Source organism: Lewinella sp. W8, from assembly GCF_004375085.3.
Classification (GTDB): Bacteria; Bacteroidota; Bacteroidia; order Chitinophagales; family Saprospiraceae; genus Neolewinella.
Genome location: NZ_SNAQ03000003.1, coordinates 203422 through 219853, shown reverse-complemented (window position 1 = coordinate 219853; position 16432 = coordinate 203422). Strand labels below are relative to the sequence as shown.

The window sequence follows — 16432 nt, the reverse complement described above, 5'->3', positions numbered from 1 at the left end:
ACCGGGCCCTCCATCAATTCAATTGCGTAGCGGCGCTCATCAGGCATTCCGCAGCGCATTGATCATGCACATCTTAACGATACAGAATCAATTTTCTGACGGTCGACTGGTTACCGTGTACAATTCGCAGGAAGTAGACACCGTTGGCCAGGCCGGTATTGTTCCACCGGAGCTGTTGCTCTCCCACCGGGAGTTCCCCGGAGAAAATCCGGGAGACCTCGCGGCCATTCAGGTCAAACAATTGCAGATCGTAGCGGCCGGACCGGGGCGCCTGGAAGGTGACGTTAAGTTCTTCACCGAAGGGGTTGGGATAAGCCCCGAGGTAGAATACGTCATCCTCTTCCGGTTCAATCACGTTGGTCGTCAGGCGGGCGGATTGCCATTCGGTGGCGATTCGCAGCTCGTCGAAGGTGGTGACGTAGGGCGTCTGATTGGCTCCATCACCGTCGACCCGAATACGGATGATATCGATGGGCGCACCGTCGAAAACCGTCGTCAGGCCGTAGTTGAAGGCCGTAGACGTATCGGGCTCCACGTTGAGGGGCGGATCAATCCACATGGCCACGCTATCGGGAGCACCATCGGCGGCCGTCTGTACGCGGAACACCAGCCAGTGCAGGCCTTCGTCCATTACTTCAGAACGACGGGAGTTGCCGGAGGGAGGCGTCACGAAGCCCAGTAGGCCATCACCAAACTGCCGACCCACCGAGAGGCGTTGGCCGCCGTTGGCCGCAATGCCCGAGCTGCGGAAGGTCACGTTGGCTACGTTATCCAGCGCGTCCGGCTCCAGGGTGTTCATCAGGAAGGTCATCCAGTAGGTCCGGCCGTCGCTCAGCAGCGGGAAGGCCAGTTTGCGGTCCGCACGAATGTTCCGTCCCGATTCGAAGAAGCCAAACTCTACCTTATTGCCTACCTCTTCGAGATCGGGCAGGTCGATGCTTCCTTCGGTGATGGTCACTTCGTTAACTTCTCCGGCGCCGGACGCGTCGGTCCAAACACCATCCCAGAAGGCATTGATCCCTCCCGTGCCAAACAGGCTCAGGCCCGCATCGTAGTTGAAGGGCTCGTAGGCCAGCAGGGCCGGATCATCGGACCCGAAGTTGGGGGAAACGTCCCGGAAACTGAAGCCGGTGTAAATCTCGTCGGCAAAGAAGTCCAGTTGCGTGGCCCCGGCCGCGGAGATCCGCAGGCGATCAAAGCCATTTTCGATGGCCAGATCGGTGAGGGTGAATACCGCTTCCTCGGGGTCGGGAAGGACGTCCGAAAGCGGATTAACCCAGATCCGGGCGGTATCGGCAACGCCCGCGCCGTAGATGTCCAACTGCACCACGACCCAGTTCGTTCCGTTGAAGGTCTGTACGGGGGAAGCCTGGGAGGCACCGTTATAGGTCACCGCCAGGTTTGTGGTCCCTCCGGTCCGTCCGATGGTCAGCACGGGAGTATCTCCGTCCACCAGGCTGATGCCGCCGTTGTTACCAATGCCACTTTCGGTGACGTCGGTAAGGAAGGTCATCCAAACGGTGGATTTTGCGGGAGAATCTTCGGCAAAGCGAGCAAAGTAGGGACGCTCGTAGGTTACTGCGTCGCCCACCTGGGAAACGGACGCCTTATTGCCGGTGGCGTCTACCCGGTCCGAAGCAATCGATCCTTCGGCCAGCGTTATGCTGCCGTCGATTTGCTCCCATCCAGAGAGCCATCCGGTGCCGCCATTCTGTTCGTTGAGGTCTTCCCCGGCGGGATAATCGAAGGGCTCGGTGGCCACCACGGGTTCCGTGGGGTTCTGAATGTCCAGGAGGTCATTGGGAACGATGTCCGCGAAGGAAGCCCCCAGGTAAATGTCGTCCCATACGGCGGTTACGCCGGGGTTCCCGGCCACCTTCAGGGCAATGGCATCCCAATTGGTGAGGTTGGCGGAGCCCACTACGTCAGCCGTGTCCCGGCTGGGGGCGGCGTTGAGGTCGGGATCCACCCACATGTAAACGGCATCATTGGCCGAAGTACCGTCGGTATCCAGTTCGAGGACCACGAAGTGGCCTTCGGAAGCACTGGCGTCGCTGGTACCCTGCCCGATGATCCGCAGGTTGGAACCATTGAAGGAGCGGCCCACCTGCAGCAGTTCTCCGGGAGCACCTACCGGCAGCTGGTCGAAATCGGCCAGGACGAGGTTGGTTACGTTGGGGCCGCCGTTTTCGGAATCGAACCAGAAGCCGACCCAGGTGGTCCGTCCCTGGTCGCCGTAGGTTCCGGCGAGCCTTCTGGCCACCACTCCGTTGGCGGTAAAGCTTACTTTGTTGCCGCTGGTTTGTTTGAGCAGGTTGAAGTTCTCTACCCCACCCTCGGTGATCGGTTGGTTGCCGTCGGCCACCAGGGTCCAGGCACCGTCCCAGCCGGAGCCGCCGGTTTGACCGTTGATGCTGTCCACCATGGCGTAATCAAAGGTTTCCATCGCTCCCGCGGGAGCTTCGGGTACAACTTCAAAATCTGCCGGCACGACGTCGGCAAAGGTCTGGCCGATGAAGATATCGTCCGCCGTGAAGATCAGTCCGGCAGCGCCTTCCGCCTTCAGGGATACCCCATGAATGGTGGCGGTAGGATACAGCTTATTGGCGATGTTGGCGTTGGTGTCCGCGGGCATTTCTGCCGGAGACGGATCAACCCAAACGTTAAGTATCCATTGATCGGAAGTATCGCTGGCCACCAGGCGGCCTACCACCCAGCGGGCGGAATTCCCCTCAAACAGGGCACCGGAATTATTGGCCCCGACGCCACCGCCCGTGGCGAAGAGGTTGCGGTTGCCAAAGCGCTTACCGATAATGATGCGTTCGTAGTTGTCCTGGGTGGTATCCGCAAATACCAGGGTTCCCACGTTATTACCCACGTTGCCCGAGACGGCCATGTGCGTGGAAAACCAAACGGTGCCGTTGTTCTCCTGCGTTATCGGCGTTTCCAGGTATCGAATCACGCGATTGGGTTCCCCGGCGGAGGTGGCAGCGTAGGAGTTGGAACTGGTGCGGGCCAACAGGTTTTCGTTGACCAGTCCTCCGGAATTGATTACCGCAAAGGTGGTATCGGTCGCAATGGTATCCCAGGCACCGGCCCAGCCATCTTCCGCTTCACCGGAACCGACAACTTCATCACCGGTGGCGTAGTTAAACTGCTCGAAGGCAATGGCCGTCTGGGGAATGGACGTATCGATCAGGTCGTCGGGGACGACGTCAGCGAAGGCATCGCCGACCAAAATGTCATCCCAGCGGGAGGTTACGCCGGGGCCACCTTCCTGGAGCAGGGCAATGGCGTTCCAGTCGGAAAGGTTGCGCAGGCCAACGGCGTTGGCGTCTTCCCGACTCGGGGGAGCGTCCAGATCGGGATCAATGTATACGTAAATTTCGTCGTTGGCGGCCGTGCCGTTGGTTACGACCTCCAGCACCACGAAGCGTGCTTCCGCCGAGCTGATGCCCGTGCCGGATTGGGGTCCCCCCTGGACGATGGCAATATTAGGGTTATTAAACCCACTACCGATCTGGGCCAGTCGGCCACCGCCACCGGAGTCCGCCAGGGCGGCCTCATCGGCGAGGACAAAGTGAGAGACATTACCTCCGGCGTTTACCGTCTGAAACCAATATCCGATCCAGAAGGTCCGGCCAACGTCGCCGTACTGGCCGTCCAGGCGGCGAACCACCCGGGTGCTCGTGGACACCGTAGCGTTGGTACCGCTGGTCTGGCGCTGCAGAATGTCGCTGGTAATGCCGGTAGCTTCCATCACCGGGCTCAATCCGGCCCGCAGCATCCAGTCGCCGTCCCAGCCGGTGCCGCCAGCGCCAACTTGCGTCAGACTGTCACCCACTTCGTAGGCAAACTTTTCCGTGGCTCCCGGTGAGAATTCACCGATGGAGATCAAGTCGGAGGGCACCACTTCAGCGAAGGTGCTGCCGAAGTAGAGATCATCCACGCTTAGGTCTACGCCGGCGCCCCCTTCTGCTTTCAGCTGGATGGCGTGAAAGGGCCGGTTGGCGTAGGCTTTATTCATGATTTGAGCGTCGGCTTCTTGGGGCTCAGCGGCCGGATCGGTATCGACCCAAAGATCAAGGAGCCACTGGTCGTTGTCCGTATCGAAGGTCATGTGGCCCACGAGCCAACGCGCGTCGGTGCCCTGGAACTGTAGTCCGGAATTCGTGGCACCTGCGCCCGCGCCCGTCGCAAAAACGTTACGATTACCGAAGCGCTTACCAAAGGTTACGCGCTCGGAGTTGTCCGTCGTATCCACCAGGGAGAGCGTGGCAGCATTCGCCAGGGAGGTGCCCTCAACGGCGAGATGCACACTAAACCAGAAATCACCCGTGGCCGACGTAATCGGAGCGGTAAAGTACCGCTGGTACCGATTCTGCGGCCCCGTGGAAACAATTACGGCCCGGTTATTCGACGTCCGGGCCAGCAGCGTTTCGTTGAGCACCCCACCGGTAGCGACCAGGGAGGTATCCGCATCACTGGTGGCCACCCAGCCGGAGGACCAGCCATCGCCGGCGGCTCCGTTTCCGGCCAGCGTAGCGGAGGCCGGATAATCGAAACCGTCGGAGGCCGCTTGCGCCCACAGCCCCGCTCCGGTCAGGAGGGTCAAAAGAAGAAAGGTTATTTTTTTGTGCATAATCGGTGATTTTTAGGTTGAGGAGTGCTTGTTGGCCGGGACAGTGAATTACTATTCCCAGCCCGGATTTTGGGTGTAGCCGTATCGTTCTACTTCATTGAAGGGGATCGCGTAGAGGATGCGAATGTTCTGGTAGGCGTCGGCGAAGGGATCGAGGTAGTCCTGACAGGCACGCTGCTCCGCACCATGGGCCGTCATTACCTCCAAAAGGTTGCCGTAGCGCTGCAAATCCCACCAGCGGTGATTCTCGAAGGCCAGCTCCACCCGTCTTTCCCGACGAATGGCCTGACGCAGATCCTCTTCCGTGCTGATGTCAAGTTCCGGCACCGGGTTGCCGGGGAAGTAGAGCGGAAGTCCGGCCCGGGTACGGATAAGGTTCACGTATTCAAATACCTGGTTGGGGATTCCACCCTCCGTTTCCAGCAGGGCCTCGGCCTGCATGAGGATCACGTCAGCGTAGCGGAAAACGGGATAATTCTGATCACTTCCTCCCTGCGTTACCGGTGGGAAAAAGTATTTGGTGGAATAGGCAATGAGTTCGTTGTCGGGATCATTAGGATCCTCGTCGTAATAGCCGATACTGCCCGCAAAGCGGCGGTCATTGGGTTCGAAGGCCGCAATTAAGTCCTTGGTGGGCATATTCTTACTGGCGGCGCTGGGACTGACAAAAATCCCCTGGGTCAGGGTTTGTCCCGACTGGTACGGTAACCAGTTAATGAAGAACCCAGCTCCCTGGCTGGCCGCCACGCTGAATTGGTTGGCAAAAATGATTTCGGTACTCTCCTGGTTGCCCGGACCGAAGACGTCGCGGAAATTCGGCTCGATGCTGTACAGGCCTGAGTCAATGATGGCCTGCAGCAGGGGGATGGCCGCCGTATAATTCCGGTCGGCGAAATACACCTTGGCCAGGAGCATCTGGGCCGCCGCCCTGGTGGCCCGTCCGCGATCAATGTTCCCCCACACTTCGGGCAGGGAGTTGATGGCCAGTTCCAGATCCGGAATGATAATCTGGCTGATGATCTCTTCCCGCGGGGCCCGGCGCAGCGCCAGGATTTCCGCAGCTTGGTCTTCACTTTCGATGATGTTCGTTACCGGCACGACGTCGCCAAAAGTCTGGGTCAGGATGTAGTAGTAAAAGGCACGAAGAAATGCCGCCTGGCCCTTGATGGCCACCTTATCCGCTTCGTCGGAGAAGGGAATGGGGTCAATCAGCTCCAGGATATAATTTGTTTTGGAGATTCCCCGGTAGGCGGGCCCCCAGATATTTCCGTGAATACCACTGGAGGCCGTTAACGCAAAATAGTCGATCTCCTCTACGGCCAGGGAACCCCGGTCGTTGGGATTGGGGATGAAGGTGGTGTTGTCGGACCGCATCTCTACGGTGCGGTACAGGGCCACGTTGTATAATTCACGCAGCTGAACGTAGGCTCCGTTGACGGCCCCCAGGGCTTGTTCTTCGGTCTGGAAGAAGTTTTCCACGGAATACCGGCCCTGCGGCTGGTAATTGAGAAATTCGTCCTCGTTGCATCCTACGGTCAGCAAGGTGGTCAGGGCCGAGAACAGAACAAAGAACTTATTAATGGTACGCATGAAAGCGGATTTTCTTTTTGGTAAAGGTGGAATCGTCCCGATGGCCAAGCCCGCACGAAGCGTCGGGCCGGATTTCGGGCAATGCTGCCGGGACATCTACAAACTCGTCTTAAGCCCGAAGGTGAAGGTCCGGGTGATGGGGTAAGAACTGTAGGCGATGTTTCGCTCAAAGGGATTACCCTGACGTTTCACCTCGGGGTTACCCTGGAATTCACTCAGGATGAGGGCGTTCTGGACCCCAAGGGATACCGTGAGGGTTTTGAGCAAATTTTGCCGTTTAAGCAACTCCCGGAAATCATAGCTCAACGTAATGTTGCTGATTCTCAGGAAGTCGCCACTCACCACCCCCGCACTCGTGGGCGTCCGGTAGCGCTGGCTGGAGGCCGCCGTAGTGGTGGTGGGGGCACGCAGGCTGTAATCCTCCGAACCGAACCGGTAGCGGTTCAGAACTTCGCGTCGCATGTTGAACACGCCATCGGTGTTCAGCTCGATCTCCCGGCGAAGGTCGTAAATCAGGCCACCCAGTTCACCGTTGGCGTTGATGCGGAGCTTCCAGTCTTTGTAGGTAACAAAGGTGCTGAAACCGTAGGTCAGATCCGGAAGGGGGTTCCCCAGGAACACGTAGTCCTCACCAACTTCCAGTCGGCCGTCACCGTCGCCGTCCAGGTAGAAGGGTGATCCCACCGTAGCACCACTGTACTTGGGCACTTCGGGGTCGGCAATCATTTCTGGTGTGTAGAGCCCGAGTAGCTGAAGACCGTAGTACTGGCCCACCGGGCCACCCACGAAGGTTCTGCTGACCCGTACCCCATTCCCACCGGGCGTAAGGAAGATCGGCGCGTTGGCCGTTCCGATCTGCACGATCTCGTTGCGGTTAACCGCTCCGTTGACCTTGAACTGCAGGACGAAATCAGACTTCCGAATGGGCGTTCCGCCAATGGACAGTTCAATGCCCTCGTTTTTGATCTCTCCGCGGTTACTAATTTGGACGCCAAAACCTGAAACCTGTGGCTGAGGGTTACCGAAGAGTAGGTCCGTGTTCCGGGCGCGGTAGACCGTGGCCTCAATGTCCATCCGGTCGTTAAACAAACCGATGTCCACGCCGAAGTCAATCTGCTTGATGGTCTCCCACTGAAGCTGGGCGTTCGGTAGTCGGTTGACCTGGAAGCCGACGGCGTTTTGTCCGCCGAAAACGTAGTCGTTTCGTCCGACCTGCCCCTGGTAGAAGGATTCGTCTACCTGCTGACTTCCCGTTTGCCCTACGGAAAGTTCAAAGCGTAGATTGTTGATGATGCCAGACTTCGGGAACCAGGGTTCGTTGGATGCCCGCCAGCCCAGTCCGATTGCCGGGAAAATTGCGTTTCGGCGATCGGGGCTAAACCGGCTGGAAGCGTCTCTGCGAACGGAGCCGGTGATGGCGTAGCGATCGTCAAAATCGTAGCGTACCCGACCGATGATGCCAATCAGGGCGCGCTGGCGAACCTCCTCATTACCGTTGATATAATACCGGTTGATGGGATCTTCAATGGTGGGGTTCTGGAGATCTTCGGGGTTAATCAGCCAGACATTATTCGTGTTGAACAACTGAAAATCTTCGTTGATCAGGAAGTTATTCCCGATGCTGAAGCGGTCCAGCTGGTAGTACTCGGCGTTGTAGCCCGCCAGCACCTCTACCTTATGCTTTCCGAAGGTCCGGTTGAACCGTAAGATAGATTCGGAGAGCAGCCGGAGTTCTTCTCTCCGGCGGGTATTGACGCCACTGTTGCTGGGTGGATTGGTATTGGCCGGCGTAAGCCCGGCACCGACTACGGACCCTGGCGTGAAGGTTCTTCCCCGGTTGAAAATCAGGTTAGCGGCTGCCTTTTGGGTGAAGGTGAAGTGCTTCAGGAATTTAGCGGTTAGCGTAACCTGGCTCTGAATCTGTCGGTTGACCGAGAGGTTTTTCTGATTTTGCAGCTTGTACAGCGGGTTAGCCTGGAAGAAGGGCAGCAAATCTCCCTTGGTCGTTTCGGTCAGGTTTCCGTTTTCGTCGAAGGCCGGTGCGGAAGGGTCGGCCCAGCGGGCAACCTGCAGCACGTGGTAAGCCTGGAATTGTCCCTGCGTCGGGTCGGTGTTGCCGGACTCATTCACCGTCATGGAGGGTGCCAGCATCATGCCGATCCGCAGCCAGTCCGTAATGTCACTATCCAGATTTGCCCGCAGGGTATAGCGCTCCAGTCCAGTAGTCTTGATGACCCCTTCGGTGTTGAAGTAACCGGCCGAGATGTTGTACTTCGTTTTTTCGGTTCCGCCCCGGATGCTGAGGTCCAGGTTAAAGGCGGCCGCATCCTGGGTGATCAGGTCATACCAGTCGGTACCCCGACCGTAGCTTTCCGGATTCTGCAGGTTATCCGGAATTACGGGCTCGTTGCCCGCCGCCGCGGCGGCGTCTTCTATTCGTTCCCGCTGGAACTGGGCGAGCTCGGCGGCCGTGAGGATATCCGGCTTTTCCCGCTCCATGATGGAGGACACACCGGTGTAGGTGTTGACGTTGATTTGTGGTTTACCCGCTCTACCCTTCTTGGTCGTAATCAGGATCAGGCCGTTGCCCGCCCGGGCGCCGTAGAGCGCCTTACCGGAAGCGTCGCGGACGACCGAGATGGATTCGATATCGTTGGGGTTGAAGAGTGACAGGAAGTTGTCCTGCTCCGAGTTGTTGTAGGTCCCGTAGGGCACGCCGTCCACCACGATCAGGGGGGCGTTGTTCCCCGTGGTTCCGATTCCCCGGATCAGTAATTCTGAGCCCGCATCGGGGCGCCCCGATCCGGTCCTTACCTGCAGGCCGGGAATTTGGCCGGCCAGCGCCTGGTCAAAGCTGGGCACCGGAAGGTTCTCCAGTTGGCGGCTGGTAATGTTGTCCGTGGCACCGATCACGTCTGCCTTCTTTTCCTCACCGTAGGCAATCACGACCACTTCATCAAGAATTTCTGTGTCGGGTTCCATGACCACGTTCAGTCGGGTACGATTTCCCAGAGTAACCACCTTACGCTTGTATCCGGTGTAGGAAAAGGCCAGGCGTTTGGCACCCTCGGGGACGGTCAGCTCATAGTTACCGTCCAGGTCAGAAACCGTACCAATGGTCGTATTGCCATCGACGTAGATACTGACTCCGATGAGGGCCTCTCGGTCCGTGTCCGTGACGTTGCCGGTGATGACCCGTTGGGCAAAACCGGTGGCCGAAAGAAGACACATAAACAGGGCCACGGATATCGGTATAACTTTTTGCATGATCGTGATTTCGTTTAACACGTAGTGAGTAAAAATCAAAGAAGAGCAAAGGTGAGTTTTGCTGAATTCTGCTAATAAAGGAACCGGTAACCGGGGCGCATTAGCGTCCTGTAGTATCCTGTTTCCGGGCAGGAAGATTCCACTTACCTTCGGTTCAGATGACGTTGACCCCCTGTCATTTTCAGGTATCGATGGTGACAATAAACCGGGCGCTGGCGCGCAGGTGCCATGCAGAGTCAATTGCCACTTAAACATCTAACCATCAAGAAATTAGCAGGACATTACAAAGCACAAATCATGCAAAAACTATGGCCGCTGGTACTCCTCGTGGTACTTTCCGCTTGTACCACTTCCCAAACCACCGAAAAGGGAGAGGCAAAAGTCCGGACCAAGTCACTGACCACCCCGAACATCATGCTGGTTGTGGCCGACGATCTTGGCCTGAATGATCTTGGCTGCTACGGGAATGAAATCATCGAAACGCCCCGGATTGACGCCCTGGCGGAGGGTGGCATTCGCTACACGGCGGCCTACTGCGCCGCCCCCATTTGCTCGCCCAGCCGGGCGGCCATCCAAACGGGCCTGCATCCCGTCCGGATCGGCATGACCGAACACCTCCGCGGAACCCCGCGGCCCCGCGATTGCCAGCCCCTCATTGCTCCCAAAAATGCCGGCCGTCTCGCCTATTCCTACCGCACCATCGGCGAAGCCCTGCAGGAACAGGACTACGAAACCATCTTCGTGGGCAAATGGCACCTCGGCGGCCAGAATTACGGCCCCACCAATCATGGATACGACCAGAGCTACGCCGCTGGCCCTCAGGGTCTTCCGCGCTCCTTCTTCCGACCTTTTTTCAACGGGAATCCCTATCCAGAATTAAACTCCATCGCCGGAGAAGACGACTACCTGACCGACGCCATCGCAACCCTGGCCATCAATGCCCTGCCCACGGACGGGAAACCGTTTTTCATGGACGTCAATTTCTACAGTCCGCACGTGCCCATCGCCGGGCCTCCCGATCTGGTGGAGAAGTACGAAGGCATCATCGGAGATGACCCCAACGCCCTACCCCGCCCCCATTACGCCGCCATGGTGGAGCGCATCGATCAGATGGTGGGCCGGATCGTCGATAGTCTGGAGGCCCGCGGACTTCTGGAAAACACCATCATCATGTTTACCTCGGATCACGGTGCCCTGACCGTGAAGGAAGTGCCGGGCTTCGATGCCCACACCCCACCCACCACCAGTTTCCCGCTGCGGGGCGGGAAGGGCCAGATCTTTGAGGGCGGCCTGCGGGTGCCACTCATCGTGTACTGTCCGGCCATGTTTGCGCCCAGCGTCGAGGATTACCCGAACGTCAATACCGATTACTATCCCACGATTACCGCCCTGGCGGGTACGGCCGAAACCACTCCGGATGGACAGCCGATTCCCAGTCTGACCGGCGCCCCCGAAACCGACCGGGCGCTCTACTGGCACTTCCCGCACTACAGCCCCCAACGGGGTATTCCCGCCGGAGCCATCATTGAGGACGGCGACAAGTACATCGAATGGTATTCGGACGTGGATTCCACCTACTATTTCCAGCTCAACGAAGACATCAGCGAAGAAATCGAACAACGTGACTTCATGAACGACCGGACGAGGGAGCTGGCCAACAAATTGCAGGCCTGGCGCGACAGCCTTGGAGCGCGCTACATGGTACCCAACCCCAATTTCTCCGGAGAAGCCTGTGAATAGAGGTTTTCATCCGCCCCACAACATTTGCATTATGTACTATCCCCGTCTTCTATTGCTCTACGGTTTATTAGTTCAGACACTGGTGCTCACCGGGCAATCCGAGCAACTCGTGCGGGAGGTGTTCGATTACGCAGCCCTAAACCCCATGTTTTGCCTGGGAGACACCACGGATGGATTCCTGGGCCCCTGGACCCGGGAGATCGGCGATGACGCCATCATCCTGCGGGGAAGCCTGGGGGAAACGGGAGCAGCTACGGATCTGGGAAACCGCGCCACGTTGGAATTCATCCGGGCGGGAATTCGTTACAACCGGCCCATTACCCGGATTCAGGACGACGGAAACGACCTATGGGTCGCCGTAGACATGGATTTCCGCCCGGGTTCGGCCGCCAATAACGTAGCCAACCTGACCCTGACCCGGGCCGGCAGCCAAGCCATCGCCATCGGACGTAAATTCGGGAATCGCAAGATTGGTCTCGTCTTTCACAACGCCACCAACTACAATACCGACGTGGACGCGGAGGGACTCCGCCGACTGGTGCTCCGGATTCGGTTCAGCGGCGATACCGACAACGAGGAAGCCTGGCTGTGGGTGGACCCCGACGAGTTCGACGCCAACGGGGAGCCCACCGATGCGTCGGCCGACCTGACCATCACCCGGACTTCCTCCCCGGCCCTGAGACTCAACATCGGAATTGACGGGGTGCAGCTCAAGAATGAGGGTACTCCCCCACTGTTGGTAGACTATGACAACCTGATCCTGGCCCGTACGTACGCCGCGCTGTCTCCGGACTACCTGATCAGCACTACCTCCCCCCGGGCGGTAACTACCCTGCCCCTGACGGTTTACCCCAACCCGGCCACGGGCCCCCTCACGGTAACCTGGGATATGCCGGAGCGGGAAACCTTATTATTGGAGTTACTCGATCTCCAGGGAAAGGTCATTTGGCGGCAAGCCCCCACCAGTTTCTCGTCGGGTCGGCAGTCCGTCCGGATACCGACTACGAATCTGCCCGACGGGACCTACCTGGTGCGTTCCAGTTCAGCGAGCTATCGGGGGGCGGCCAGGGTGGTCGTCAGTCGCCGTCCCTAAGTCCACGGCCGCCGGGTAAATCCTGGCACCTGCCCCCCGGGCCCCAGTCATACGTTACTTCCGTCAGGCTTCCTTCTGCCAGCGCCGGCTGAAGGCCAGGAATAGAACACCACAAAGCAACCAGGCGGGCAGCGTGACGAAGCTCAGGAAGATGTCGAATTGCCAGGAGAGGAAGTAGAACAGGCCGAAGCTGACGACCCAGGCCCAGAACACGGCGGGATTGAACTGAATGCCCGCGAACTCGGCGTAGTTTTTCCGGATACCGGTCTGCCGGTGATAGAAATGTTCGAAGACGATTACGGCACCGAAGGGGGCCAGGACGAAGCCGTAAAAGGCTACGAAGCCAAGCAGTTTCATGGCAAAAGCGGGGAACAAACCGGCCACGGTGGCCAGGCTACCCGCCAGGATGGTCACCCAGAAGGTAGACACCTTTGGCATCAGGGTCTGGAAGGCCAGTCCGGCGCGGTATATCGTTGGGTTGGCGGTCGTCCAACCCGCCAATACCACGGCAATGATCCCGAACCACCCGATGGCGTTGTAGGCCAGGGGGCCGGGAGCAACGGGGGGAGCTTCCCCTCCGGCCAGCATCGCCTGGGCCGCGGGCGTTTCGAGGAAAACGGCATAGAGCAGGGCCGCCGCAATCCAGGCCATATAGTGACCCACGTACATCCCGGCGGCGGTCGTCCAGCCCGAACTGGCCCGCTTGGCGAACCGGAAAACGGAAAGATCGGACATCCCGATGTGCATGGCCGCGTTGGCGAACCAGCTCCAGATCACCACGTGCCAGAAGGTATATTTGATTTGCCCGGGGAAGGGCTCGCTGCCCGAGCCCCACAGCTCCCAGAACTCGCCGAAGCTACTCACGCCCAACTGATTCAGGGCCACCACGCCACAGGCCAGAAAGGCCAGGACAATGACGGGAGACATCCAGTTGGCGGCCCGGGAAACCATGTCGTAGCCCCGGGAGGCCACCAGGGCGATGACGGCCCCCACCACCAGCACCACGGCGATGTAGGTAGGTCCGTTAGGCAGGGTGTCTTCCAGCGTCGGCATTTCCATGTTCAGCGGCACCCCGATGGCCGTAGCGGAAACGGTAATCATGGAACCCGCCAGAAAACAAAAGAGCACCCCGTTGGCCACGTTGTAAAATTTGACCAGGGTCGGACCACTGATTTTTTCCAACTGAAAGTAGAGCGTCAGTCGGTTCTTTACCGCGATTTCCGCCGTCAGAAAACGCCAACTCAGCACCGCCAACAAGTTGCCGAGCAGCAGGCCAACGATGAGGTCAAAGGCGCTTACGCCGGCCGTCAGGAACAGCGGACCAATCATGAATTCCGTACCCGCGGCGTGTTCACCGGCGTACATGCCCAGGAAGCTTCGCCACCCCTTGAGCTGGGACTGCGGAACGGGTTCTCGTTCAAATTCACCTCCGGCGAGGTCTTCGATGTATTCTTCTTCGGTGACGTTCTGTAGCATGTGCGTAATTTGAAGGGCGCGCTAGTGGGCCGTTTTTTCGACTAAGTGTTTCGGCAAATCTTCGACCCGCTCGCAGCAGAGTTGCTCCATGACTTGCTGCAGCTGCTTTTTAAGCATCGTCATGGTGTGGTCTCCGCCACGATCGCCGAGGGCGGCGGTACCGTACATGAAGGATCGCCCCATCCAGGTGAACTTAGCCCCCGAAGCGATGGAGCGGGCAATGTCGGGCCCGGAGCGCAGTCCACTGTCCTGCATCACCACAATCTCCTCGCCGTACTTTTTGGCGATCCGGGTGAGGGGTTTGATACTGGACTCCCCCGCGTCGAGCTGGCGGCCACCGTGGTTGCTGACGATGATACCGTCCAGCCCCAGGCGGATGGCTTCCGCCGCGTCCGATTCGTTGGCTACGCCCTTCAGGACCAGCTTCCCCTTCCACTGGTCACGGATGGGCTTGATTTTTTCCGCGTTAAGGCGACCACTGAAGGTCTGGTCCATAAACTTACCCAGTTGGGCCATGTCGAGCCCCTTCGGGATGTAGGGCGTCAGGGTCTTGAAGGTAGGTTGACCGTGTAGCAGCGTGCGCAACGCCCAGTTAGGTCGACCGAGGATCTGCATCATATTGGAAAGGGTCATTTTCGGGGGCATGGCCAGCCCGTTGCGAATGTCTCGGGGCCGGTAGCCGAAGGTGGGCACGTCGCAGAGAATGATCAGGGTTTGGTACCCCGACTCCCGGCACCGGCGCAGGATATCGTCTCGGAGGCTATCTTCCGTTGGGTGGTACAGCTGAAACCAGGCTCGGCCCTCCGTGATCTCCCCGATGGTTTCGATGCTGCTGGTCGTAACCGTGCTGAGGCAAAACGGCAGGTTGTGCTCTACGGCCGCCCGGGCGAGGATTTCCGGGGCCTTGGGCCACATCAATCCCTGCAAACCGACCGGGGCCACCCCGACCGGGGCGTCGTATTCTACCCCGAAGAGGCTGGTTTTTGTGGAAGATCCCCAGAAGTCCCGCAGATAGTGTGGGATGAGCTCTACCTCGCGCAGCTCCGCCGTGTTTTTGTGCAGGTTGACGTCTTCGTTGCACCCCCCGTCCAAATACTCGAAGGCAAAACGCGGAATGCGTTTCCGGGCCCGGGATCGGAGGTCTTCCACGGAAGGATATTGCCCATTAAAATAGTTTGCCATAGCGCTGCGGATATAGGTTGTGGGTGTGAAAGGTAAGGAAACCTACGGTCGGCGGTTCGGGGCCGACGGAAACGGCTGGTGCTCTCGAAGCCCATAATTATTGGTTAAGAAATCGTCGGGCAAGTCACCCTCGGCGATACTGATGGCCGCCCCCAGGGCGGACCCCAAGGAGGCATCCGTAGTCCGGATTTTCATCCCCCGAAAATCATGGGCCAGTAGGTTCACGAACACTTCATTATCACTGAAACCTCCATCAATGAAGAGCTTACCGATTTGTTCCTCCCCAATGGCCGCCCGGATGCTCGCCGCCTGCAGGGTAGCTAATTCCATCATGAGGTGATGGTAGGCCTCCACGTAGCTGGTTTCCGGAGGAAGGTTGAGGGAAGGAGAAGTGCCGCCGGAAAGGACTTCCCACCCAAACCAGGGACTAAAATCATTCTTGAGCCTCCGGAAAACCTGGGTATTGAAGAAGACCCGGTCCGGAGCGGGCGCCTCGTCGCCAAAATGGTCGGCCAGTTTCCGGGTTTGTCGCTTGTATTCTTCGCCGAGAAACAGTCGTGCCGCCCGGACCGGTTGGCCGTCTGGCCGCAGGTAGTTGATACATCCGGCGGCCATGTCGCGGGCTTCGAGTTTCCCGCTGATGAAGGGATTCAGGGCCACACTCCAGGTCCCCGTGGAGAGGAGCATGAACGGTTCATCGGCCGTTTTCAGGTAGGGCAAAAGCGCCGCCGAACTATCGTGAATACCGACCCCAACGGTCACCCGCTTGCCGTAAAATTCCCCGGTAATGGTGGTATCCGCCGGGACAGTCTTCGGAAACAATTTGTCCAGTCCTTCCGCGTATACCCAGGGGTGGTAGTCCTGGCTGGGATAATCCCACAAGAAGGTATGACAGCCGATGCTGGTGTATTCACTGACCGGAATTCCCGTAAAGCGATAGCTGAGAAACTGGGGCAGGTGAAGCGAATACCGAATGCGGGAGAAGACCTCCGGCTTACGGTGTTTGAGCCAGTAGAGTTGCATCCCCGAGTTCAGCATTCCGGCGTCGTCCGAAGCCGTCCGGACTAGGAAGTCTTCCCGCGGGCCGTACGTATTGAAAAAGTCTTCGGTCAATCCCGCCGGTAGTGGCTTGGTGTAATTGTAGAGTGGGGCCACTACCCTTCCGTGGACGTCAAGGTGGACGAGGCTGGCGCCGTAGCTGGAAAAGTTCAGCGCCTTGACGGCATACTCCCCCTCGGTCATCACCCGATGAAAAACCGATCGCATCCAGTCCACGAGGTTATCGATGTCCTCGCAGGGGTAGCCGTCCTCGTCTTCGATCATGGGCAGGCTGACGTACTCCCGATGTACTTCCCGGAAGGAGTCATCAAAGAGGAAGAACTTTTTGTTCGTACGTCCGATGTCGAATATGGCGGTGACGGGCAGCATTTCACTCAATCATT

At 58.5% G+C, this 16432-nt stretch carries 8 protein-coding genes; 2 read left to right on the top strand and 6 right to left on the bottom strand.

Annotated elements, in window-relative coordinates:
• Positions 1-73 precede the first annotated feature (73 nt).
• From E1J53_RS05250 to E1J53_RS05240, 3 genes are all read right to left on the bottom strand, one after another.
• The gene (locus E1J53_RS05250; RefSeq protein ID WP_134271899.1) at positions 74-4642 is read right to left on the bottom strand and encodes a T9SS type A sorting domain-containing protein; all 4569 of its coding nucleotides are present in this window, start codon (positions 4640-4642) and stop codon (positions 74-76) included.
• Positions 4643-4693: 51 nt separating this feature from the next.
• Entirely contained in the window at positions 4694-6232 is a 1539-nt protein-coding gene (locus E1J53_RS05245; protein ID WP_173021373.1) for a RagB/SusD family nutrient uptake outer membrane protein, read from the bottom strand.
• 96 nt (positions 6233-6328) lie between these two features.
• Positions 6329-9499 carry a SusC/RagA family TonB-linked outer membrane protein gene (locus E1J53_RS05240; protein ID WP_173021372.1) on the bottom strand — a complete coding sequence of 1057 codons (3171 nt, stop codon included), beginning with the start codon at positions 9497-9499 and terminating at the stop codon, positions 6329-6331.
• 297 nt (positions 9500-9796) lie between these two features.
• Between E1J53_RS05240 and E1J53_RS05235 the strand changes: the two genes are divergently transcribed.
• Both E1J53_RS05235 and E1J53_RS05230 read left to right on the top strand, forming a co-directional pair.
• Entirely contained in the window at positions 9797-11239 is a 1443-nt protein-coding gene (locus E1J53_RS05235) for a sulfatase (protein WP_173021371.1), read from the top strand.
• A gap of 31 nt (positions 11240-11270) precedes the next feature.
• Positions 11271-12332, top strand: a complete 1062-nt coding sequence (locus tag E1J53_RS05230; RefSeq protein ID WP_134271895.1) for a T9SS type A sorting domain-containing protein — start codon at positions 11271-11273, stop codon at positions 12330-12332.
• A gap of 63 nt (positions 12333-12395) precedes the next feature.
• Here the strand turns inward: E1J53_RS05230 and E1J53_RS05225 are convergent, their stop codons facing one another.
• The 3 genes from E1J53_RS05225 to E1J53_RS05215 are packed head-to-tail and all read right to left on the bottom strand — an operon-like array spanning position 12396 to position 16418.
• Entirely contained in the window at positions 12396-13808 is a 1413-nt protein-coding gene (locus tag E1J53_RS05225; RefSeq protein WP_134271894.1) for a cytosine permease, read from the bottom strand.
• A 21-nt stretch (positions 13809-13829) separates the two neighbouring features.
• Positions 13830-14990, bottom strand: coding sequence for an alpha-hydroxy acid oxidase (locus E1J53_RS05220; RefSeq protein WP_134271893.1), 1161 nt, complete (start codon positions 14988-14990; stop codon positions 13830-13832).
• Between the two features lie 42 nt (positions 14991-15032).
• Positions 15033-16418, bottom strand: coding sequence for an FGGY-family carbohydrate kinase (locus E1J53_RS05215; protein ID WP_134271892.1), 1386 nt, complete (start codon positions 16416-16418; stop codon positions 15033-15035).
• Positions 16419-16432: the final 14 nt, after the last annotated feature.

Coding starts and splice junctions, on each gene's coding strand:
- E1J53_RS05250 (WP_134271899.1), bottom strand. CDS start 4,642: ATGCACAAAAAAATAACCTTTCTTCTTTTGACCCTCCTGACCGGAGCG.
- E1J53_RS05245 (WP_173021373.1), bottom strand. CDS start 6,232: ATGCGTACCATTAATAAGTTCTTTGTTCTGTTCTCGGCCCTGACCACC.
- E1J53_RS05240 (WP_173021372.1), bottom strand. CDS start 9,499: ATGCAAAAAGTTATACCGATATCCGTGGCCCTGTTTATGTGTCTTCTT.
- E1J53_RS05235 (WP_173021371.1), top strand. CDS start 9,797: ATGCAAAAACTATGGCCGCTGGTACTCCTCGTGGTACTTTCCGCTTGT.
- E1J53_RS05230 (WP_134271895.1), top strand. CDS start 11,271: ATGTACTATCCCCGTCTTCTATTGCTCTACGGTTTATTAGTTCAGACA.
- E1J53_RS05225 (WP_134271894.1), bottom strand. CDS start 13,808: ATGCTACAGAACGTCACCGAAGAAGAATACATCGAAGACCTCGCCGGA.
- E1J53_RS05220 (WP_134271893.1), bottom strand. CDS start 14,990: ATGGCAAACTATTTTAATGGGCAATATCCTTCCGTGGAAGACCTCCGA.
- E1J53_RS05215 (WP_134271892.1), bottom strand. CDS start 16,418: ATGCTGCCCGTCACCGCCATATTCGACATCGGACGTACGAACAAAAAG.